The 22522-nt window shown below is 46.1% G+C and carries 16 protein-coding genes and 1 tRNA gene; 12 read left to right on the forward strand and 5 right to left on the reverse strand.

Annotated features, from left to right (window positions below):
- Positions 1-139: 139 nt before the first annotated feature.
- On the reverse strand, positions 140-526 hold the full coding sequence (rpsI, locus tag B7P33_RS15585) for a 30S ribosomal protein S9 (protein WP_097443150.1): 387 nt from the start codon (positions 524-526) through the stop codon (positions 140-142).
- Complete coding sequence (rplM, locus tag B7P33_RS15590) at positions 526-981, reverse strand: 50S ribosomal protein L13 (RefSeq protein WP_097443151.1); 456 nt, start codon at positions 979-981, stop codon at positions 526-528. Before rplM ends, rpsI begins: the two co-directional genes overlap by 1 nt.
- Positions 982-1267: 286 nt before the next feature.
- On the opposite strand from rplM, the gene B7P33_RS15595 reads away from it, so the two are divergent.
- The 6 genes from B7P33_RS15595 (at position 1268) to B7P33_RS15620 (ending at position 9453) form a co-directional block, all read left to right on the forward strand.
- Positions 1268-3943 (forward strand): DUF5916 domain-containing protein, encoded by a 2676-nt coding sequence (locus B7P33_RS15595; protein WP_097443153.1) that lies wholly within the window; start codon positions 1268-1270, stop codon positions 3941-3943.
- 2 nt (positions 3944-3945) lie between these two features.
- The gene (locus B7P33_RS15600) at positions 3946-4431 is read left to right on the forward strand and encodes a DUF4440 domain-containing protein (protein WP_172435971.1); all 486 of its coding nucleotides are present in this window, start codon (positions 3946-3948) and stop codon (positions 4429-4431) included.
- A gap of 52 nt (positions 4432-4483) precedes the next feature.
- Complete coding sequence (locus B7P33_RS15605; protein WP_097443156.1) at positions 4484-5500, forward strand: LacI family DNA-binding transcriptional regulator; 1017 nt, start codon at positions 4484-4486, stop codon at positions 5498-5500.
- Between the two features lie 338 nt (positions 5501-5838).
- Entirely contained in the window at positions 5839-7419 is a 1581-nt protein-coding gene (locus B7P33_RS15610; protein ID WP_097443541.1) for a solute:sodium symporter family transporter, read from the forward strand.
- 7 nt (positions 7420-7426) lie between these two features.
- Positions 7427-8281 carry an inositol oxygenase family protein gene (locus B7P33_RS15615; protein ID WP_097443158.1) on the forward strand — a complete coding sequence of 285 codons (855 nt, stop codon included), beginning with the start codon at positions 7427-7429 and terminating at the stop codon, positions 8279-8281.
- A gap of 20 nt (positions 8282-8301) precedes the next feature.
- Entirely contained in the window at positions 8302-9453 is a 1152-nt protein-coding gene (locus tag B7P33_RS15620) for a hypothetical protein (RefSeq protein ID WP_097443160.1), read from the forward strand.
- 245 nt (positions 9454-9698) lie between these two features.
- On the opposite strand, the gene polA is transcribed toward B7P33_RS15620, so the two are convergent.
- Together polA and B7P33_RS15635 are read right to left on the reverse strand one after the other, a co-directional pair.
- Positions 9699-12524: a DNA polymerase I gene (gene polA, locus B7P33_RS15625; RefSeq protein ID WP_097443162.1), complete on the reverse strand. Its 2826-nt coding sequence runs from the start codon at positions 12522-12524 to the stop codon at positions 9699-9701.
- Positions 12525-12937: 413 nt separating this feature from the next.
- The gene (locus tag B7P33_RS15635; RefSeq protein WP_097443165.1) at positions 12938-13924 is read right to left on the reverse strand and encodes an isoaspartyl peptidase/L-asparaginase family protein; all 987 of its coding nucleotides are present in this window, start codon (positions 13922-13924) and stop codon (positions 12938-12940) included.
- 99 nt (positions 13925-14023) lie between these two features.
- Here B7P33_RS15635 and B7P33_RS15640 point away from each other — a divergent pair, with 99 nt between their 5' ends.
- From B7P33_RS15640 to B7P33_RS15650, 3 genes are all read left to right on the forward strand, one after another.
- A complete protein-coding gene (locus B7P33_RS15640) occupies positions 14024-14746 on the forward strand; it encodes a copper homeostasis protein CutC (protein WP_097443167.1) in 723 nt (240 codons plus the stop codon).
- Between the two features lie 92 nt (positions 14747-14838).
- Positions 14839-16059, forward strand: a complete 1221-nt coding sequence (locus B7P33_RS15645; protein WP_097443169.1) for a metallophosphoesterase — start codon at positions 14839-14841, stop codon at positions 16057-16059.
- 90 nt (positions 16060-16149) lie between these two features.
- Positions 16150-16449 (forward strand): thioredoxin family protein, encoded by a 300-nt coding sequence (locus tag B7P33_RS15650; RefSeq protein ID WP_097443171.1) that lies wholly within the window; start codon positions 16150-16152, stop codon positions 16447-16449.
- A gap of 539 nt (positions 16450-16988) precedes the next feature.
- On the opposite strand, the gene B7P33_RS15655 is transcribed toward B7P33_RS15650, so the two are convergent.
- A complete protein-coding gene (locus B7P33_RS15655) occupies positions 16989-20336 on the reverse strand; it encodes a glycosyltransferase family 117 protein (protein WP_097443172.1) in 3348 nt (1115 codons plus the stop codon).
- Between the two features lie 166 nt (positions 20337-20502).
- Between B7P33_RS15655 and B7P33_RS15660 the strand changes: the two genes are divergently transcribed.
- The 3 genes from B7P33_RS15660 to nusA all read left to right on the forward strand — a co-directional run bounded on the left by B7P33_RS15660 (position 20503) and on the right by nusA (position 22518).
- Positions 20503-20574 (forward strand) — tRNA-Gln (locus tag B7P33_RS15660).
- A gap of 228 nt (positions 20575-20802) precedes the next feature.
- Complete coding sequence (gene rimP / locus B7P33_RS15665) at positions 20803-21264, forward strand: ribosome assembly cofactor RimP (RefSeq protein ID WP_097443174.1); 462 nt, start codon at positions 20803-20805, stop codon at positions 21262-21264.
- A 21-nt stretch (positions 21265-21285) separates the two neighbouring features.
- Positions 21286-22518, forward strand: a complete 1233-nt coding sequence (gene nusA, locus B7P33_RS15670; protein WP_097443176.1) for a transcription termination factor NusA — start codon at positions 21286-21288, stop codon at positions 22516-22518.
- Positions 22519-22522 lie beyond the last annotated feature (4 nt).

Raw genomic sequence — 22522 nt, forward strand, 5'->3', positions numbered from 1 at the left:
ACCATTTAGATGCTAAACTAATTTCCAGACCCGTTGGGCCCAGAACAACGACAACAATTTAAATAGTGCGGATAATACCGCGGGTTTCAATGAACATAAAAGGGTCGGTGACCCACCGACCCGAACAACCGTAGTTGTATTAACGTTTAGAGAACTGGAATTTCTTACGGGCCTTTTTCTGACCGAATTTCTTACGTTCTACCATACGTGGGTCTCTAGTCAATAGACCTTCAGGCTTTAAGGCAGTCCTGTTTTCAGCGTCTACCTCGCAAAGGGCGCGGGATAGGGCCAAACGGATGGCCTCGGCCTGTCCGGTAATACCTCCACCGTATACGTTAACTTTAACGTCGTAGGTGTCTTCGGTACCGGTCAAAGCGAAAGGCTGCTTTACCTTATATTGTAGAGGAGCCGTAGTAAAGTACTCGGCCAACTCTTTTTTGTTTACGGTAATGTTACCACTTCCTTGTGATACATATACACGGGCAACGGCAGTTTTACGCCTTCCAATTTTGTGTATTACCTCCATTACTTAATATCGTTTAAGTTTATTGCTTGCGGCTTCTGGGCTTCTTGCTTATGCTCGGCACCGGCATAAACTTTTAGGTTACGGAACAAATCGGCTCCCAACCTGTTTTTAGGAAGCATACCTTTGATGCTCTTTTCAACGATACGCTCTGGGGTTCTTTCCAAAACCTCGGCAGCAGTCCTTGAACGTTGACCACCTGGGTAACCGGTGTGACGTATATAGGTTTTTTGCTCCCACTTTTTTCCAGAAAGTTGGATTTTTTCGGCATTGATAACGACTACGTTATCGCCGCAATCCACGTGCGGTGTAAAACTAGGCTTGTGCTTTCCACGTAGCAAAACCGCTACTTTAGAAGCCAATCGGCCCAACGTTTCCCCTTCAGCATCTACTAGCAACCACTGCTTGTCAACGGTCGACTTGTTGGCCGATATGGTTTTGTAGCTTAATGTATCCACACTAACTAATATTTGATTATTAAACAGTCCAATCCCGATAAACGGGCTGCAAATGTACAATTATTAAGTTGAAATCCAAATGCTTGTTCCTAGAAATTTTTAGGGCGCTGGCCCGCTTCCTAGAACTAGGGTGTGTGCAAGTATAAATGAAGTAATCCAAAGGTAAGAAAACCTAGGCTCTTGTTAGCTTCTCGAGGGAGTAAAGATGTTAAGATTATCTAAAAAAACACGAAGATTGTAACAGTACCGAAAATGCTTGGTCTTTCCTATAAACCATCAATCAATTATGAAATCCAGAATTTGCTGCGCCATACTATTGCTTTTTGGCTTGGGGGCCTTTGCTCAAGATGCAGAGGAAAACAAAAAGCAAGGGGAGAATGGGGTTACCCTGATTCCAAGACGTATATATACTACTCAAAAAATTACAGGGGAGGCCCCGAAGATCGATGGTCTTTTAAACGACGCGGCATGGAAAACCGTGGATTGGGGCAACGATTTTATACAATGGACCCCCGATGAAGGGGAAGCCCCGAGCTATCAGACCAAATTCAAGATCCTTTATGACGATAAGAATATCTACTTTGGGGTATTGAGTTTGGACGATGAGCCCGATAAGATCGTAAAACGACTGTCGCGCCGCGATGGGTTCGAAGGCGATTGGATTGAGATCAATATAGATAGTTATCACGATCTGCGGACGGCTTTTTCATTTAACCTTTCGGCTGCGGGTGTAAAGGGCGATGAATTTATCTCGAACGATGGCCAGAATTGGGACGAAAGTTGGAACCCTATTTGGTATGCCAAAGCCCAGGTTACCCCGGAAGGATGGGTGGCCGAAATTCGGATTCCCTTAAGTCAATTGCGTTTTGGTAATGCCGAGGAACAGGTTTGGGGGCTACAGGTTATGCGTCGCTTTTTCAGGAATGAAGAGCGGTCTACTTGGCAATTGATACCACGGGAAGAAAATGGTTGGGTCAGTAAATTTGGAGAACTTCATGGCCTAAAAGACTTGGTGCCCCAAAAACAATTGGAAATACAGCCGTACATGGTTGCTTCCCTCGATACCTATGAAAAGGAGGAAGGGAATCCGTTTCGTGATGGTTCTGATTATACGCTCAGCGGAGGAATAGATGGTAAGGTCGGGGTGACCAATGATCTTACCTTGGATTTTACCATAAACCCTGATTTTGGCCAGGTAGAGGCTGACCCCTCTCGTATTGCGTTGGACGGCTTTCAGATTTTTTTCGAAGAACGCCGCCCATTCTTTGTAGAGAACAAGAATATTTTTGATTATAGATTGTCGTCTTCCGAGGCTGGGAACACCTTTGGGTTCGACAACTTGTTCTATTCGCGCCGTATCGGTCGCAGTCCGCATGGTTCTCCTGACCTTAACGATGGCGAATTTGCCGATACCCCCGACAATACTACGATTTTGGGCGCGGCTAAATTTAGTGGTAAGACCAAAGACGGTTGGTCTATAGGGGTATTGGAGTCGGTTACGGCCTCTGAAAAATCGGAAATCGAAGATGAGAACGGTAACCGGCGCGAGGTAGAGGTAGAACCCTTGACCAACTATTTGGTAGCCCGATTGCAAAAAGATTTTAACGACCGCAACTCGTATATAGGAGGTATAATTACGGCAACCAATAGAAATTTGCCCGAGAATCTGGAGTATCTACACAAGTCGGCCTATACCGGGGGGCTAGATTTTAAACACCGTTGGAACGATCGTAGCTGGTACGTTGGGGGCGATGTGGTCTTTAGTCAAGTTCGTGGGACCACGGAGGCCATAACCCGAACCCAGCAAGCGAACGAGCATAATTTTGACCGGGTAGATGCCTCGTATTTAGATGTAGATCCCAATGCTACCGATTTGGTGGGTACAGGGGGTAACCTACAATTGGGCCGTATTGGTAAAGGTATAATCTTCGAAAGCGGATTTACCTGGCGTTCGCCTAAACTGGAGCTGAACGATATTGGGTTCCAGCGTTTGGCCGACGATTTAAGGCATTATACGTGGGCGGGTTACCGTATCACCAAGCCCTTTTCCATTTTTAGGCGTATCCAATTCAATTACAATCATTGGTTTGCTTGGGACTATGGCGGCAACATCAAAAGGGTACAATGGAATACCAATACCAATATGACCTTTAAAAACAACTGGAATGCAGGTACCGGGTTCAATTACAAACCTACCTTATATAATAATACGGCCCTAAGGGGTGGGCCCCGTTTAAAACTGAACCCGGCCTTTAGCCAATGGTTATGGTTCAATACCGACCGGCGGAAAAAGGTGTATTTCAATGGGTTTATGAACTACGAAGTGGCCAAACAGAGTGCCTTTGGATATTTAGGGGTTGAAGCCGGGGTTACCTACCAACCGATTAATGCCTTAAAACTATCGGTCTTTCCGGAATATGGTAAGTTTACCGACAAGCTCCAATATGTAGAGAATGTTTCCCATGGCGATCAAACCCGCTATGTGAACGGCGATATTTCGCAGGAGACCCTGAGTGTTTCGTTGCGTTTGAGTTATAATATTAATCCGGACCTGACCCTACAGTATTGGGGGCAGCCCTTTGTCTCAAGAGGCCGCTACACCGATTTTAAATATGTAACCGACGCTACTGCGGCCGATTTCTACGACCGTTTCCATCAATATACCGACCAGCAAATTGCTTTTGATACCGATTCGGAGCAATACGAGATCGATGAAAATAACGATGGGGAAGTTGACTATAGTTTTGGCGACCCCAATTTCTCCTTTGTACAGTTCCGGTCGAACCTGGTACTGCGTTGGGAATACATTCCGGGCTCTGAAGCATATTTTGTATGGTCGCAAGGGGTAACCGGTTCCGGGGATCCCATGGCGAGCCTTGGAAATAACCTCGACACCCAGATTTTGGGGCAGACCTTGAACAATACGTTTCTGGTGAAATTAACCTATAGATTTATCCTTTGATGATGAAAAGGAGGATACAGCCGATTGGCCTGATAGTGTTTGTAGCTTTATTGGTCATAGGTTGTGGGCAGGGTAATGGTGTCTTTACGGATAAGCCTTCTAGGGTTGGTTTGTTGGCTACCTTAGACACCTTTAACCTTGCTTTTGAAAAAGCCGATGTAAAACGTTTAGATGCTTTGGTTTCCGATGGCTATGTACATACCAATGGAAGTTGGGCCCCCATTGGCAAAAAGGAATGGCTAGGGTATATACAACAGCGTAAAAACCGATTGGACAAAAAGGAATTACATTTACTTTCTTATCAAGTCCTCGATACCAAAGTGCATTGCCATAATACCATGGCTATCGTAACCAGTAAGGTCGAGGTTACTGAATTGGACAACGGACTTAGGGTGCATAAGGCTTTTCGGGTAACCCAAGCCTGGTCTTTTAAAGATGGGCAGTGGAAACGGGTAGCTTTTCAAGATACACCCATCGCGATCCAATAAAAGTTTGGTTCCTGATTTGGAAGGTTGGCCCTGCTTTTCATAGTTTAGGGGCATGGCCAAATACAGTAGCATTACCGATATCGCCAAAGCCTTGGGCCTGTCGCCCTCAACGGTCTCCCGTGCCTTGAACGACCATTATTCCATAAGTGGAAAGACCAAGGAAAGAGTTTGGAACTATGCCAAGGAAACCGGATTTCAAAAAAATCTGAATGCGGCCAATTTACTGCATGGTAAATCGAAGGTGATCGGGGTCTTGGTACCCGAGGCCACCAGTCATTTTTTTGCTACGCTTATCAGTGGTACCCGTAACGGATTGGCCGGTAGTGGATACGATTTGATTATCTTGGAATCGAACGAATCCTATGAACAGGAAGTGCGTAACCTACGGTATCTCTGTTCTATGCGGGTCGATGGCATTTTGTATGCTCCCAGTGTGGCTACTACCGATTTTTCTCATTTAGATTTGGTACAGAAGAATAAGATACCATTTGTGAACATCGATCGCGAAGTACAGGGGTTTCATTGTTGCAAGGTATTGTTGGATGATGGCTATGGCGCCCGACTGGCCGTTGAGCATCTCATTCAACGCGGGGCAAGGCGTATAGCCCATTTGGCCGGACCTAAAGAAGTCACCAATGCTGCCCAACGTTTACAAGCCTATAAAGACGTGCTCCAAGAACACCATATTCCATTTGATTCGGCACTGGTGGCGTTTTCCGATTTTAGAATGCCCAGTAGTGCCCCGGCCATAAGCCGTTTGTTCGACCAGAAACCGGAAGCCATTTTTTGCGTAAATGACGAAACCGCCCTAGGATGTATGGCCGAAGCCCGGAAACGAAAACTAAAGGTGCCCGACGATGTACTTGTGGTAGGCTTCGACGATGAGATCTATAGTCAGTACTTTAACCCAGGTCTGACCACAGTGCACAGCCCAATCGATCAAATGGCCCAAATGGCCGTAAAGAAATGCCTGAGGTTGATCCAAGATTTCGATGCCGTGGTGGTAGAGCGTATGGTGCTTCAGCCCGAACTGATCATCCGGAAATCTTCGCTGCGAAAGAAAAATTGATAACCCTTGTTTTAATCCGGCCAAGCCGTTATGGATCGTATCGATGGAAAATCCCCGCTTAGGTATATATGGACTACTTTAAAGCTTGTCTTCCATAGGTTCTTGTTTGCAATACAAAGGTTAGTGGGTTGAGAATCAACAGCAATAACCGGTGTTGGGCTTCGCTGTATGATAGGTCGATTTTTATGGGACACTCTTTGTAAAAGGTAGGTGAATACCGCTTCTAGTTATGCAAACGCTTGCGTAATTTACTTTACCCTTCTAGGGAATTCCTGAACTAAAATAGATAGTATTGTAGGGAACAAGGCGTTTTTCTTGTTCCGAATCAATTGATGTTTATGCAGGTTTTACTCTCCTTTATCGGTTTCACTCTTTTCGTTGGCTTTTACGCTTGGTATAAACTTAGAAAAGAAAAACTCGATACCAAGGACGGGTATTTTTTAGGGGGAAGGAGCCTTACGGGTATCGTGATTGCTGGATCTATGCTGTTGACCAATATCTCTACCGAACATTTGATTGGTATGAATGGCTCTTCCTATAAAAATGGCTTTATCATCATTGCTTGGGAGGTTACTTCAGCCCTGGCACTGGTGATTGCCGCCCTGTATTTTGTGCCTACTTATTTAAAAATGGGGCTAACCACCATACCCCAATACCTAGAAAATCGTTTCGATGGTACTACCCGTACCCTTGTTGCTTTTTTTCTATTGATTTCTTTTGTGGTTACCCTGTTACCTATTGTATTGTACACGGGGGGGATTAACCTAGAAAGTATCTTTAATGTTTCGGAAGTTTTGAATGTCTCTAAGACCCAAGGGCTATGGATTACCGTAATTGTAATCGGCGTCATTGGGTCTTTATATGCTATTTTTGGTGGACTAAAAGCCGTAGCCTATAGCGACACCATTAACGGCATAGGTTTGTTTATCGGAGGGTTGGCCGTACCGATTTTGGCCCTTTGGGAGATTGGCGATGGTAACGTGCTATCGGGTCTCGATAAGGTGTATCAAAATAGCCCGGAAAAATTCAATGTAGTGGGGGCGGCCGATTCCGTAATGCCTTTTGGGGTACTTTTTACCGGTCTCATGATCAATCAGATTTATTTCTGGGGCATGAACCAGACCATAATACAACGGGCCCTTGGGGCCAAGTCGTTGGCCGAGGCCCAAAAAGGCTTGCTGTATACCGGTGTATTGAAAATATTGGTGCCCATTATCATTGTATTGCCAGGGGTAATCGCTTTCTACTATTTCGGCGAGCAGTATTATGGGCCCGGGCAACAAGATCTCATTTATCCGGAATTGATCAAAAAAGTGTTACCACTCAGCTTCGTTGGCTTTTTCGCCGCCGTAGTACTTGGGGCCGTACTCAGTACCTTTAATAGTGTTCTGAACAGTACTGCTACCATATTCAGTGTTGGTATCTATAAGCGTTTAGTAAATACCGAGGCTTCCGACAAACGTTTGGTGCGTGTAGGTAAAGGGGTTTCTGTAATCTTGGCTTTGGCGGCCATAATCGCCGCACCTTTCGTAGCTAATGCTCCCGACGGCTTGTACCAGTTATTGCAACAGCTGAACGGTATTTTCTTTATACCCATTGCTTCGATTATGTTGGCCGGCTTCTTTTTGCCGAAAATATCGGCTACGGCTGCTAAAGCGGCCCTATTCGTGGGCTTGGCGTTTTATCTGTTAACCACCTTCATTTTTCCGGTAGATATCCATTTCGTACATATCTGGGGTATTGAATTCGTGCTCAACTTGGTGGTTATGTTCGTGGTATCACGCTTTTACCCGAGACAATCTTTTGAAATGCCACCTAATCCGGTGGGATTGGAGTTGAAGGAATGGAAGCATACCAAACCCTTCGGACTTATCTTATGTATCATTATAGTAGCCATATATATTTGGCTAGGTCAATAGTAAAGCTATGGAAGCAAAAAAGAACAATTTAGAGATTGAAGACTTTTGGGAAGCCGATTTAAGGGCCCGTTATCCGGAGATTGGAGAAAAAGAAAAAGAGGCTTTTCGCGATTATGATAATCCGGGAAGGGATACCGTTGAGGCTTTTTATAAAGAGAACCATAAAAAGCAGACCTATGAGTTCGTATTATCGAAAGAGAAAGAGTTCCTGACATTCGATAAACGTGAAATGACGCTCTGGGAGGCGGTGGAGTATTTGAATACCCTGGTCGATGATTCCGATCCGGATATTGACCTGGATCAAACCCAGCATTTGTTGCAAACCGGTGAGGCTATTCGTGCCGATGGTCACCCCGATTGGATGGTGCTGACCGGATTTTTACACGATTTAGGTAAAGTTCTCTGTCTTTTCGGTGAGGAACAATGGGCCGTAGTGGGCGATACCTACCCCGTGGGTTGTGCCTTTTCCGATAAAATCGTGTATCCTCAGTATTTTAAGAACAATCCCGATTACGATAACCCGAAATACAATACCAAGTATGGGGTATACGAACCCAATTGTGGGTTACGCAATGTGCATATGTCTTGGGGACACGATGAGTATCTCTATCATATTATGAAGGATTATTTGCCCGAACCGGCTTTGTATATTATTCGTTATCACTCTTTTTATGCACAACATAGAGAGGAAGCTTATGCGCATTTAATGGATGAACATGATCACGAAATGTTCAAATGGGTAAAACTCTTTAATCCGTACGATTTATACACCAAATCGCCTGTAAAACCAGATGTTGACGCCTTAAAACCCCTATATGAGGCCATGGCTGCAAAATATTTACCAGAGAAGTTGCGTTTTTAAGTAGGAATAACCCTACTGTAATGAGAAAGCTCATCATATTAGTGGGGCTCTTGGTTATTCCAGGGGCCCTTTTTGCTCAGGTACTTATTAATGCTGCCGATGTGTCTACTTACGCAACGGCTTCCGAAGGGGAAATGTACATTGATGAGAACAACGTGTATTACCTCGGATTGACCAACGGAAACTTAAAGCCGGTTGGGGTGGTTACCCAATTAGGTACGGCCGATGGCGAAGTCCTAAAATGGAATCAGACCAACCAAAGCTGGGAGGCACAAACGCCCGATATTGGCGCGCTTACCGTGAGTATGGGAACTGTGCGTACCGCCGATAGGGCCCGGGTAGTGGTAGCCTCGGCAGCAAATATTAATACGGGTGCCAGTTTTACCGTAACCCCGGCTTCGTTTGATCTTAACCAAACCACCGCGAGTGTCAGTGGCACTGCCATTACGGGTTTGGAGGGGAACCTGAGGTTTGTTTTTCAACCAAACTTGTTAAGTACGAGTGCCCGTACCAATTTTGATGCCGCCTTGCGGGTCAATGGCACCCGGGTCAGTGAGGTGGCTGGAGGGTTATACGCCCGTGTAGATACCAACCATAACGAGACCGGGGGCAGTTTTGTTTTTGAATACGAAGGTGCCATAGCTTCGGACCAGTTTGAATTTGAATTGATACGTGAGGCGAATATCGGTGGGGTACAGTTAGTAAGTGCGGGCTTACGGCGCAGTTATATTTTTATTGAGCAATACAGCGATTTGGATGTGGTCACCTCGGTATCGGCCCCAACCGACTTAAGTATTGCCCAAGGTCCGACAGGTCCAACAGGACCGCAGGGTCCGGTAGGGCCACCCGGTCCGCCGATCAGTTCCCCGACCGATGTATACCACGCTACAGGCAATGTGGCCGACGATGGTGATGCGAACTATATTTTGGGGGCTACCGTATTGCGAACTGCCGAGGGCAGGTATACCGTAACCTTCGATACGGCCCATGCCAACGGGGCCGATTATCCGGTACTCTTTTCCATGCAGCAGAATATAGGTCAAGACGATTATGTTCCGGCCTATACTAATGTTACGGCTATGGGTTTCGATGTAGAGATTACCGAACAGGATAATGGTGGCACCGCCGGGGTATATCGCGATGCTGGTTTTAGTTTTTATGTGCCTTTATAGGCTATTACTGCATAGACCTAGCTGAAATGGCAGAAAGATGGAATATAAAGGGTGTTGTGAATTAATGATAGAAGTCGTGTATGTTGTGGTTCCCAGCGTTATCCAAGAAAAATTTGATTTGCTATAACTTCTTGGGGCATGATAATCGAAAACACTATACTGGTAAATTAAATGAGTTTCGTGTAAACTCCATTACATTATTGGATCGAGTAATCGAAAAGGCATTTTCAAATCTTCAAATTAAATTAATGCGCCTCTAACCAATTCGCACCCAAACCTACCTCTACGTCTAAAGGCACGGCCAAGGTGTAGGCGTTTTCCATTTCGGACTTGATCAGGGCGCTTAGTTCGTCCAATTCGGGTTTGTAGATATCGAACACCAATTCATCGTGTACCTGTAATAGCATTTTTGAGGTATACTTCTTGGCTTCCATTTTTTTATGGATGTTGATCATCGCCAATTTTATGATGTCGGCCGCACTACCTTGAATAGGGGCGTTTACGGCATTGCGTTCGGCCGCCCCCCGTACCACGGCATTTCTCGAGTTGATATCTTTTAAATAGCGCTTACGGCCCATTACCGTTTGTACATAACCATTTTCGCGGGCAAAGGCGACTTGGTCGGCCATATAGCTCTTAAGTTTCGGATAGGTCTCGTAATAGGTGTCGATGAGTTCCTTGGCCTCTGATCGGCTGAGGTCGGTTTGGTTGCTCAAGCCAAAGGCCGATACCCCATAGATAATCCCAAAATTCACAGTCTTGGCATTGCTACGTTGTTCTCTGGTAACCTCATCCAGGGCTACATTAAAAACCTTGGCAGCGGTGGAGGCATGAATGTCGGCCCCGTTTTTAAAAGCGTCCATCATGGCTTCTTCTCCACTAAGGGCGGCAATGATCCGCAATTCTATCTGGGAGTAATCCGCGGCCAGCAGAATATGCTCGCTATCTTTGGGTATAAAGGCCTTGCGCACTTCGCGCCCCCTTTTGGTACGGATGGGTATGTTCTGTAAATTGGGGTTGTTACTACTTAAACGACCCGTTGCCGCTACGGCCTGACTGTATATGGTGTGTATACGTTGGGTATTCGGGTTTACCTCGTTCGGTAAAGCGTCTACATAGGTACTCTGTAGTTTTTTATACGAGCGCCATTCGAGTATATCGGCCACGATCTGGTGGTCTTTGGCCAAATAAGACAGTACATCTTCGGCGGTGGAATATTGTCCGGTCTTGGTCTTTTTGGGTTTGTCCACCAATTTGAGTTTATCGAACAAAATGGGGCCCAGTTGTTTGGGCGAGGCCAGGTTAAAGGTTTCCCCGGCTTGTTCGTATATGCCGGCCTCCAATCGGTCTATGTCTTTACTGAGTTCGTTAGAGAGCTCTTTTAAATAGGCCACATCTACATTGATACCGGCCATTTCCATTGCCGATAATACCGAAACCAAAGGTTCTTCCAAGCTTTGGTACAATTCAGTAAGCTTACCTTCTTCCAGCTCTTTTTCGAAATGTTCTTTTAGTTGTAGGGTTATATCGGCATCTTCAACGGCATATTCGGTCTGTTTGGCCAAATCTACCTGGCGCATACTCAATTGGTGTTTGCCTTTTTTACCGATCAGGTCGCTAATGGGTATGGGTTTGTAGTTCAAATAGGTTTCTGCCAAGACATCCATATTGTGCCGCATATCGGGGTTGATCAGATAATGGGCGATCATGGTGTCGAACAAGGGCCCTTTTACCGGCATGCCATAGTTGGCCAGTACCTTGATATCGTATTTAAGGTTTTGACCTATTTTTTCGATTTTTTCGTTGCTGAAGAAAAGGGCAAAGCGATTCAATAGGGTAATAGCCGCTTGTTTGTCTTCTGGAAAGGGCAGGTAATAGCCTTTTTGGGTTTCCCAGGCAAAGGCGATGCCTACCAACTCGGCCTGAAGCGGGTTCAGACTGGTGGTTTCCGTATCGAAACAAACGCTTTTTTGCTGCATCAGTTTTTCGATCAACAGCGCTACGCCGGTCTCGTGGGTTATGGCCTGATAGTGGTGGTGGTTGTTTTCGTGGGTCTTAAACCCGGAATCGGTTTCCGAAGCGGTGGTACTACCTCCACCTGGGGTAGCAAAAAGGTCGAACTGACCCGTATCGGCTGTGGTGGATTTTGGTGAACTGGCCACCTTTGGAGCTTGTCCTTCCGGCGTCTTGCCAAAGGTCTTTCGGAGGTTGTCGATCAGCCTGCGGAATTCCAACTCGCCAAAAACGGCCTCTACGGCGGCGAAATCGGGTTCTTCCATAATCAAGGTGTCGGGTTCGAAGGCCACGGGGACATCGAGCATAATGGTGGCCAGTTGTTTCGAGAGTAGCCCCAGTTCTTTGTTGGCTTCCACCTTTTCCTTCATCTTGCCCTTGAGCTCATGGGAATTTTCGAACAAGCCTTCGATGGAACCATAGGCGGCCAAGAACTTTTTGGCGGTCTTATCGCCTACGCCCGGTAGGCCAGGAATGTTGTCTACCGAATCGCCCATCATGCCCAAGTAATCGATTACCTGCTCGGGGCGCTCTACCTCAAATTTGGCCTGTACCTCGGGTATGCCCCAAACCTCGTAGGTATTGCCCATACGTGGCGGGCGATACATAAAGATATGTTCCGAGACCAATTGGGCATAGTCTTTATCGGGGGTAACCATATAGGTGGTAAAGCCTTCCTTTTCGGCCTTTTTGGCCAAGGTGCCGATAATATCGTCGGCTTCGTATCCTTCTTTGACTATGGCCGGAATGTTCATGGCTTCCAAAATCTTTTCGATATAGGGTACGGCTATTTTTATGGCCTCTGGGGTCTCGTCACGATTGGCCTTATACTCTGGAAATACCTCGAGCCGATCTACACTACCGCCCTTGTCGAAGCAAACGGCCAAATAATCGGGGCGTTCACGTTTGATCACATCCAAAAGGGAGTTGGTAAAACCCAATACGGCCGAAGTGTCCATGCCTTTGGAGTTGATACGTGGGTTTTTTATGAATGCGTAATAGCCTCTAAAAATTAGGGCGTAGGCATCTAGTAGAAAAAGCCTTTTGGTCTCGGCCATGGGTGTTTGTTTTTGAGTATTGAAATGATGGTTACGGTAACTGCCGCTACTTTGATAGATAAAATACGGGAGCCGTTTAGGCTAAGATACGATTCGAAATAGATATGGCAAGTGGCCCCGGTATCCCGGATTCTGGATCAGGGGGCGTAGCGGTTAGCCCACAGGCCTTTAGGGGAAATCGTTCCGGTTTCTTGGTTTTGCTCGTTTTGTTGGGCCCTGTCCTTGTAACGAACCGCTTATGGGCCGAGGACTATGAGCGTAGCACCCGGCCTGCCGTAGGCAGGGAGCCCCAAAAATCAAATATAATCCTTGAAAGGTGTAACAGATGGGCGCTTTAAGCTCCCCACTCCCTCAGGGAGAGGGGTCGGGGGTGAGGGCCAAGTCGGCCGACTAATTTACGGATGAGCGTGTAACTACCCCTTCAAATGCGAGCCTGAGGGTACATTTTCATGTCCGTCTGGGGAGTATTTTCGATAGCTAAACCCACTGTGGATGCAATAAGAACCGGTACGGCCCTGTTTGTCCATGGCGATAAAGCCTACCTGAAAATCTTTGCTGGGGTTCTTTTTTACGATACGGGCAATGGCTTCTTCACAGGCTTCCTGTGGGCTGCGACCCTGGCGCATAAGTTCTACGATCAAAAAGCTGCCGACCGTTTTTACGACTTCTTCGCCAACACCGGTGGCCGTGGCACCGCCAACTTCGTTGTCAATAAAAAGTCCTGCCCCGACAATGGGCGAATCGCCCACACGGCCGCCTAGTTTGTAGGCCATGCCACTAGTGGTACAGGCACCGGAGATATCACCGTTTTGGTCTAGTGCCAACATACCGATGGTGTCGTGGTTCTCTATATTGATAATGGGTTTGTATTGGGCGGTCTCTAGCCATTTTTCCCATTCTTTTTTCGATTTTTCGGTAAGGAGGTTCTCGGCTTTAAAGCCTTTTTCGAGGGCGAATTGCTTGGCGCCGACCCCAGCCAACATGACATGGGGGGTGTCTTCCATGACCTTACGGGCCACCGAAATGGCATGGGTAATGTCTTGCAGGTAAACCACGGCCCCGCAGTTGCCGTCCTTGTCCATGATCACGGCATCCAAGGTTACGTTACCATCGCGATCGGGCCTACCACCTTTACCTACGGTTTGGTTGGTTACATCGGCTTCTTCTACCATGACCCCTTGTTCCACCGCATCTATGGCACTGCCTCCTTTTTCAAGTACTTCCCAGGCTTTTTGGGTGGCGTTTAGAAAATTCCAAGTACAGATAACCACGGGTTTTATGACCTCGGCGGCCAATGGGGTAGTTGCTGTCGGTTTTTCTTTGCAAGAACCCATTAATGGGGTGGCGACTAGGGCCGCGGCCCCAGTGGCGGTACTTTCAATGAATTTTCTTCGTTTCATGTTTTCGTTGTGATTTGTTGGGCCTGTTGTCCGGGGATTTGGAAATGGGATTCGGATCACAGGTACATTTATAGTACTTTAGTGCCTAAATATAGGGTAATGCTAGTAGAAGTTTGTGCCAATTCGATGGAATCTGCCCAAGCGGCGCTGAACGCCGGGGCGGATCGGATAGAATTATGTGCCGAGTTGTCGGTCGGTGGGGTTACCCCATCGTACGGTTTGTTGAAAAAAGTGATGGATACCGTGCCGATCACTACTCATGTGTTGGTTAGGCCGCGTAGTGGTCATTTTACCTATACCGATGCTGAATTCGAAAGCATGCTTAACGATATTGACCTTTGCAGGGAGCTGGGGGTGCATGGTGTCGTAAGCGGGGTGCTTTTACCCGATGCCCGGTTGGATTTGGCCCGAACACAACAACTGATCGATCGTGCCAAGGGTATGGCTTTTACCTTTCATAGGGCCTTTGATTGGGTGCCCGATCCGGAGGCTACCTTGAAGAAATTAGAAACTATTGGGGTCGACTGGGTGCTGACCTCGGGGCAGGCTCATTCGGCCGAAGAAGGTCTTGGTCTGTTAAAACGATTGCAGGCCCAAGTACAACATATAAAGATCATGCCGGGTGCAGGGGTAAAGGCGGCCAATGCGAAACTGTTTAAAGAGGCAGGTTTTGCCGCCATGCATCTTTCGGGCAGTAGTCTGGTGCCTTTTCAGGGCCAGGTGGGTAACATTCCCATGAGTGCCTCGTCTAACCCAAAAGACGATAGCATACTGTATTCCAATGAAAAGCTGTTGCGCCAAGTGCTCGATTTGGTTAAATAAATCACAAAATAAGCCTGCTATCCCCCTTTTTTGTATTTCTAGGTGTAACCTTTGGTAAACATCATAGACTTAGGTGAAGTAATTATAGATTTATGTGGATACGCTTACTGATTTTGTTCGCCCTTTTGGCATTTTTGACCTTTTACGTTTTTCAAGGGTTTAAAAACCTGGGTAAAGGCTTATGGTTGGGTTATATTTATGTGGCCCTCTCGGTCCTGGTTTTCGCTTGGGTCATCTACCTTTTTAATGTTGATGGGACCAGCGATTTGGCCAAGTCATACTCCTTAGGGCTTACCCTGACCCTTTTGGTCTTCGGATTAGTCGCCTTGCCCTTTTTGTTTTTAGAGGATATAGGCCGTGTCGGTGTGGGGCTGTATCAAAAATTTTGGAGCGAATCCAAAAGTTTCCAATTGCCCGGAAGACGGAAGTTCATAAGCCAATTGGCCCTTGGTTTGGCGGCGATTCCCTTTGGGGCCATGTTGTACGGCATGGTACGGGGCAAGTATAATTTCAAGGTACTTAAATACGATTTGGCCTTTGATGATTTGCCCGATGCCTTCGATGGCTACCAGATTACCCAGATTTCAGATATACACAGTGGCAGTTTCGACAATAGGGAAAAGATAGCCTATGCCATTGATCTGATCAACCAACAAAAATCGGATGTGCTTTTCTTTACTGGCGATATGGTAAACAACAAGGCCGACGAAATGGAACCCTGGAAAGACCTTTTCGCCAAACTCGATGCCCCGGATGGTAAGTTCTCCGTTTTGGGTAACCACGATTATGGCGATTATGTACGATGGGAAAGCAAGGAGGAAAAAGCGGCCAATTTAGATCGTTTAAAGCAGTTGCAACAAGAAATGGGCTTTAACCTATTGCTTAACGAAAGCACCTATCTTGAAAAGAACGGACAACGTTTGGCCTTGGTCGGGGTAGAGAATTGGGGCCGTGGCGGTTTTAAAAAAGCCGGCGATCTTACCAAAGCAGCCGAGCAGGTAGGTGAAGAAGACTTTAAGATATTGTTAAGTCATGATCCATCGCATTGGGAAGATGTGGTGATTTCCGACCCATACCATTATCATTTAACATTAAGCGGACATACCCATGGCATGCAGTTTGGTATCGAGATTCCGGGATGGGTAAAATGGAGTCCGATCAAGTGGCGCTATAAGTATTGGGCCGGAATCTATAAGGAAGCCGGGCAATTCATTAATGTAAATCGTGGTTTTGGTTATTTAGGTTACCCAGGTAGGGTAGGTATGTGGCCCGAGGTTTCCGTGATTACCTTGAAAAAGAAAGCAAATGTTTAACAAGATATCGATGGAAACTGCATTAAATAAGGGACTTCCTTGTTTTTTTGCTTTTTTTCTTACATTTGAGTAATATTCGAATTGGTGCTTATGTCAAAGTTTGGAGAACTAATTGATGCGAATGTTCCGGTGCTATTGGATTTTTATGCAGATTGGAATGAGCAATCCATTGCCATGCACCCTGTCTTAAGGGATGTGGCCGCCGCCTTGGGCGATAAAGGCAAGGTTATTAAAATAGATGTGGACAAAAACAAAGAATTGTCCCAAGCATTGCGAATCAAAGGCCTACCAACGCTGATGATCTACAAAAAAGGGGAAATGGTCTGGCGCCAAAGCGGCGAACAAGATGCCAATACCCTCATTAGTCTCTTGCGGGACTATCTCGTATAAAAATATCGGAGCCTTAGTGCTCCGTTTTTTTTTGATGCCTCAATAGTGCCATCTGGGACCTGATGGATTCAGACGAAAAGAGCAAAAAAGGAATTTCGAAAAATAGGTCATTTACTTTTTTACCGTTCGTAAACCAATCTGAATTCGATAATCATATCTATGCTTTAATCAGATGTTCTACGAAAAACGTTGAATATCAAATAGTCTATGTTCGAGGATTGAAGTAAATTAGTTTTAGGATTTCAGTGGTAATCCGATACGGGGGTTTCATGAGTGATACTATCAAATGTAATAAAATATCAAAGGGTTTACTTGAAAACAAAAAACGGGACCCCGTGAAGGAATCCCGTTTTAAGAGGCTGTTTTGAAATGTGTGGTTGGAATTTTTATAAACAATTTTTGATGCCAAATGAGGCAAAATATTCAAGCATAGCAGTAGTTACGGTTTAATATTTTGGCGAAATAGGGCGCAAAAAGAGTCATAAAAAAACAAGTGACATATTTCAAAACAGCCTCTAAGTGTTTTTGTTGCGCTTTGTTTATTGCGCGCTATCCGTTCTAAGACTGTCTTGTGCCCTGTTTTGCTCCGGGTTCCCGGAATCCATTTGTACGGTATCTACCATGTCTGGGTCCAGTTCACGGTTTAAACTGCGTTCTAAGGCATTGCCTTCATAAAAATGACGGAACTTGTCTATATATTCGTTGAACTGTAAGGTCTCTTTTTCAATGAGCGTTTCGTCTCGGTTCTCGATCAAAATATCGAGGTTGCGACGGTAACCCTCCATATTGGCGATAATGTCCTCGATCTTTTCATATTGCTCGTCTAGGGTAAGGCTGGCAAAATAATCGAGGTATTCTTGATATACACCTTTAAGCTGACCGAACAAAGCCTGGGCCTTCTCCGTTTCACCAACTTTGTAATAGCCGTCTACAAATGGTTCTACGAAAGAATAGTATCCGAAACGATCTACCGGCATGTTCTGCATGGCGGTTTCAATCACATCCTTGGCCTTGTCTATCTTACCTTCTGCAATCAAAGTCTCAGTAAGTCGGGCCATATTGCCACGGAACGACAGGCTTTGGGTACGGGTCTGGGTGTCAAGATATACATTAGGGTCGCTAGAGTTGCCCCATTCCCAGTTTTTCACGATATCGTACATCAGGTCTCCATCGATACGGCCCATTTCGTAGGCATTTTTACGAGGGGTCTTGATCGGTACCAGTTTGTAGCAAAGTCCATCCAACTGTAAGTAGTCTTTTAACCATATATATTCGCCGCTATCAAAACTTCCTCCGGAGAAATAAATAGGTCTGTCCCAATTGTTGTTGGCTAATAAATCCAACATCAAGATCCGGTTTTTAGGTAGTGCGCTTTGGGGTAGGTCAATATCAATATAGTCTACGATCAATGCCGAGTCTTTGGCTTTTACCAGACCACTGGCCAAAACCTTATCCTTGTCTACCGGTACACGGATTTTGTTGGTGGGGTAGTATACCAGTTCCAAAGTACTTTCGGGATAGGCCCTAAGATCGGCACCCTGTTTTTCTAGAATGTACTTGAACTTGGTTTGGGGTTTGTCGCTGCCTACCCAATCCATAAAATCGTTAATGTCCCAGCGGTTCTCGGTTACTTGTTGGTAGTATATGGCATCACGGGTGCCGTAACGGTATTTATCGTGGGTCAGTTGCGAAGGAATAGGTTCGCTGCTGTAGGCCTTTTTCTTCATTTGGTCTATATACCAATCGGTGGCGAAAAGGCTGGTGTTTACCACGCGTACATCGGCACGGAAGCCTTCTATTTCCTGTAGGTACCAAAGCGGAAAGGTGTCGTTGTCCCCAATGGTAAACAAAATGGCCCCCACATCTTTTTCACAGCTGTCGAGATAGGCCTTAGCGGTAGAGTTGGCGGTATAACGCCCCGATCTGTCGTGGTCGTCCCAGTTCTGGTAGGCCATAAGTCCGGGTACGGCCAACAGACAGGCCATGGTAATAACCGGTGCGGCCAGCTTGGGCGAAAGGAACTTTTTGAACCCATCGTACAGTCCATAGGCCCCGATACCGATCCATAGCGCGAACACATAGAACGAACCCACCAACGAATAGTCCCTTTCCCTAGGTTGGAAGATATAGGGGTTGGTATAGAACTGTATCGCTAGACCGGTGAACAAAAAGAACACCAAGAGCACCCAGAATTGTTTGGGGTCTTTTTTGATCTGGAAGAGTATGCCTATGATACCCAATAGTAAAGGCAGAAAGAAATAGGTATTCCGGCCTTTGTTGTTGGCAATGTCCGAGGGTAGGTTATCCTGACTGCCCAAACGGATCTCGTCAAAAGCGTTGATACCGCTGAGCCAGTTACCATGCTCGTCGTAACGGCCCTGTACATCGTCTTGTTTCCCGGTAAAGTTCCACATAAAATAGCGCCAGTACATAAAGCCGAACTGAAAACGGATCAGGTAATCGATATTGTCCATTAGGCTCGGGGGCTTCACCTCCACGAAATCTTGGAACTCCCGAAGGAAACGGATGTACTCCGAAACCTCCACATCGCCATTGGACAGCCCGGCCTTGAGCTGGGCCACGGCCTGCCGCAATTCCTCATTGCTCAGGTACTCGGTCTTAATCTTAAAGTCGATTGGACCGAAATAACGCATATAGTTCTCGGCATGCTGTTCGCTCCACATACGGGGCATAAGGCCCACATGTTTTTCGTTGGGCCCGGGTATGGCACCCTCGTAGCGGTTCACGATCTCGTATTTGCCGGTCTTGTGGTTCTTTTCGTATTTGGGCTTGTCGTCCCTGTCATCCCCCGAAGGGGCGAACATATCGGAATAATAGGCCCCATAGACGGGCGAATCTACCCCGGGGTACTGTTCCCGGTTATAATAGGCCAAGAGCGAACGGGCGTCCGATGGGTCGTTCTCGTTGATCACCACCTTGGCATTGGCCCTGATGGGCAGCATAAGCCAAGACGAAAAGCCCAAGAACAGGAACAGGGCCGAGAGCACTAGGGTATTGGCCGTACGATAGCCATTCTGGCGGGTATAGCGCAGCCCAAAATAAAAGGCCGCCGCAAAGCCCAGCCCCACGATGAGGGTGCCCGAGTTAAAGGGTAGCCCCACACTGTTTACGAAGAACACCTCGCCCCAACCAAAGATCTTGAGTACATAGGTGAGCGAGAACTTATAGACCAACATCAATACGGCCACCACGGCCACATTGGCTAAAATGAAGTTGACCGGGGTCACCTTTTTGTAGTTCTTAAAGTAGTAGAGCAGTCCAATGGAGGGTATGGCCAAAAAGCCCATGAACTGTATCCCGAAGGTAAGCCCGATCACGAAACAGATCAACACCAACCAACGGTTGCCCCTAGGGCTGTGCATATCGTCAACCCAACGTAGGCCCAGGTACAATTGCAGGGCCATGATCAAACTGGCCATGGCATAGACCTCGGTCTCCACGGCATTGAACCAAAAACTATCGGAATAGGTAAAGGCCAGGGCCCCTACCATGGCGGCACCCAATACGGCCCAGGACTTCGATGGGCCCATTTCCTTGCCCTTGCCCACCAAATGGCGCAACAGGTTGGTCAGGGTCCAGAACATGAACAGTATAGTAAAGGCAGAGGATACGCCCGATACGTAGTTGATCATACGGGCCACCTGGTCGGCCTCGAGGGCGAACATGGCGAAAAAGGCCCCGATCATTTGCAAGAGCGGTGCCCCCGGGGGGTGGCCCACCTGTAATTTGGCCGAAGTGGCTATGTATTCACCGGCATCCCAAAAGCTGCCCGTGGGCTCTACGGTGATAAAGTAAGTGATCAGGGAAATCAAAAAAGCGGACCAGCCTAAATAAACGTTCCACTTTTCGAAGGTTTTCGAGAACATGCAGTATAAATTTAGCAGTTGGGGCGAATTTAGTAATTATACCGGATTCGTGGGATATTATTTCCCAAAGCTTTAACAGCTATTTTGAACTGAATTTCCGTTTTCGTGTAAAAAATGTTTGCATGCTCAAAAGTTTCTTTTAAATTTGCACGCTCAAAACAGGAATTGGCCTATGGTGTAATTGGCAACACAGCTGATTTTGGTTCAGTCGTTCTAGGTTCGAGTCCTAGTAGGCCAACTTAAAAACACTCTCGAAGAAATTCTTGGGTGTTTTTTTTTAGAAAACGAAAAAATACTGTTTTGAAGATTTCGTTTTCTTGGTCCTTCAAAACGGTTTTACCGTTGACCAAAAAATATTGTATTGCAGCTATTTACTTAATTAATGTATATTTGCAGTGCAGAAAGGGTTAAAGTTAATTGAGGGGACTACGGGTCCCCTCTTTTATTGTAATTTAGACAAGAACTTATGTTCAAGGATGTAGTCGAGGAATTGTTGGAAGAAGCATTGGCGAAAAAACCGTCATTGTTCCTTATTGAGTTCTATGTGTCGGACAGTAATGCCATTCGTGTAGTGCTAGACGGCGATAACGGCGTAAATCTTAAAGATTGCATGGATGTTAGCCGTGCCATTGAACATAACCTGGATCGCGAAGAGCAAGACTTTGCTTTAGAGGTGACCTCTGCCGGGGCTACCTCACCATTGGTTAACCCAAGACAATATGTAAAAAACCTTGGCCGTGTACTAGAAGTAAAAACGGCCGATGGGAAGTTTGAAGGGCAGTTGGCCCATGTAGATGGAACGTTGATACGATTGGAGTGGAAAGCAAGGGAGCCGAAACCCGTAGGTAAGGGCAAGCATACCGTGCTAAAACAAAAAGAAATCGAAATGGCCGATATCGAAGAGGCCAAGGTGGTAATAAAATTTTAAAAGCATTTTAATAGCAGGAACATGGAAAACATTGCGCTGATCGAGTCATTCTCGGAATTTAAAGACGATAAATTCATAGACAGGGTTACCCTCATGGCCATTTTGGAAGAGGTGTTCCGTAATGCGCTTAAGAAAAAGTTCGGTTCTGACGATAACTTCGATATCATTATTAACCCTGATAAAGGGGATTTGGAAATTTGGAGGAACCGTGTTGTTGTTGAAGATGGGGAAGTAGAAGAGCCCAATGAAGAGATTTCTTTGACTGAGGCCCGTAAGATCGAACCCGATTTTGAAGTGGGTGAAGATGTGTCTGAAGAAGTTAAACTTATGGATTTGGGCCGTAGGGCGATTTTGGCCTTACGTCAAAACCTGATTTCTAGGATCCATGAGCACGACAATACCAATCTATACAAGCAATTTAAAGACCTTGAAGGTGAGATTTACACTGCAGAGGTGCATCATATACGTCATAGGGCTATTATTTTGTTAGACGATGAGGGCAATGAGATCATTTTGCCCAAAGATCGTCAGATTCCATCGGACTTCTTCCGTAAAGGAGATAATGTTAGGGGGATTATTGATAGTGTAGAACTTAAGGGTAACAAGCCGGCCATTATTATGTCGCGTACCTCGCCTAAATTCTTGGAACAATTGTTCTTCCAAGAAATACCTGAGGTATTCGATGGTCTTATTACGATTAAGAAAGCGGTTCGTATTCCTGGTGAAAAAGCCAAGGTAGCCGTAGACTCTTACGATGATCGAATTGACCCCGTAGGTGCCTGTGTGGGTATGAAAGGATCGCGTATCCATGGTATTGTACGTGAGTTGGGTAACGAAAATATCGATGTTATCAACTGGACAAACAATCCGCAGTTGTTGGTTACCCGTGCGTTAAGTCCGGCCCGTGTTACCTCGGTAAAATTGGACGACGAGAAAATGACCGCCGAAGTATTCTTGAGACCAGAAGAGGTTTCCAAGGCTATCGGTAGAGGTGGGCATAACATTAAATTAGCCGGTCAATTAACTGGTTATGAGATAGATGTATATCGAGAAGGTGTAGAGGAAGATGTAGAGCTTTCTGAGTTCTCCGATGAGATCGATGCTTGGATAATCGAAGAGTTCAAGAAAATCGGTCTAGATACCGCCCGTAGCGTCTTGGAACATGACGTTAACGATTTGGTAAAACGTACGGATCTAGAGGAAGAGACCGTACTTGAAGTAGTTCGCATTCTTAAAGAAGAATTTGAAGATTAAGCTA

The sequence above is a fragment of the Sediminicola luteus genome, assembly GCF_002514735.1.
Lineage (GTDB): Bacteria > Bacteroidota > Bacteroidia > Flavobacteriales > Flavobacteriaceae > HQA918.

Excerpts from the sequence above, each read along its gene's own strand:
- rpsI (WP_097443150.1), bottom strand. The coding sequence starts at position 526 with ATGGAGGTAATACACAAAATTGGAAGGCGTAAAACTGCCGTTGCCCGT.
- B7P33_RS15595 (WP_097443153.1), top strand. The coding sequence starts at position 1,268 with ATGAAATCCAGAATTTGCTGCGCCATACTATTGCTTTTTGGCTTGGGG.
- B7P33_RS15600 (WP_172435971.1), top strand. The coding sequence starts at position 3,946 with ATGAAAAGGAGGATACAGCCGATTGGCCTGATAGTGTTTGTAGCTTTA.
- B7P33_RS15605 (WP_097443156.1), top strand. The coding sequence starts at position 4,484 with ATGGCCAAATACAGTAGCATTACCGATATCGCCAAAGCCTTGGGCCTG.
- B7P33_RS15610 (WP_097443541.1), top strand. The coding sequence starts at position 5,839 with ATGCAGGTTTTACTCTCCTTTATCGGTTTCACTCTTTTCGTTGGCTTT.
- B7P33_RS15615 (WP_097443158.1), top strand. The coding sequence starts at position 7,427 with ATGGAAGCAAAAAAGAACAATTTAGAGATTGAAGACTTTTGGGAAGCC.
- B7P33_RS15620 (WP_097443160.1), top strand. The coding sequence starts at position 8,302 with ATGAGAAAGCTCATCATATTAGTGGGGCTCTTGGTTATTCCAGGGGCC.
- polA (WP_097443162.1), bottom strand. The coding sequence starts at position 12,524 with ATGGCCGAGACCAAAAGGCTTTTTCTACTAGATGCCTACGCCCTAATT.
- B7P33_RS15635 (WP_097443165.1), bottom strand. The coding sequence starts at position 13,924 with ATGAAACGAAGAAAATTCATTGAAAGTACCGCCACTGGGGCCGCGGCC.
- B7P33_RS15640 (WP_097443167.1), top strand. The coding sequence starts at position 14,024 with ATGCTAGTAGAAGTTTGTGCCAATTCGATGGAATCTGCCCAAGCGGCG.
- B7P33_RS15645 (WP_097443169.1), top strand. The coding sequence starts at position 14,839 with ATGTGGATACGCTTACTGATTTTGTTCGCCCTTTTGGCATTTTTGACC.
- B7P33_RS15650 (WP_097443171.1), top strand. The coding sequence starts at position 16,150 with ATGTCAAAGTTTGGAGAACTAATTGATGCGAATGTTCCGGTGCTATTG.
- B7P33_RS15655 (WP_097443172.1), bottom strand. The coding sequence starts at position 20,336 with ATGTTCTCGAAAACCTTCGAAAAGTGGAACGTTTATTTAGGCTGGTCC.
- rimP (WP_097443174.1), top strand. The coding sequence starts at position 20,803 with ATGTTCAAGGATGTAGTCGAGGAATTGTTGGAAGAAGCATTGGCGAAA.
- nusA (WP_097443176.1), top strand. The coding sequence starts at position 21,286 with ATGGAAAACATTGCGCTGATCGAGTCATTCTCGGAATTTAAAGACGAT.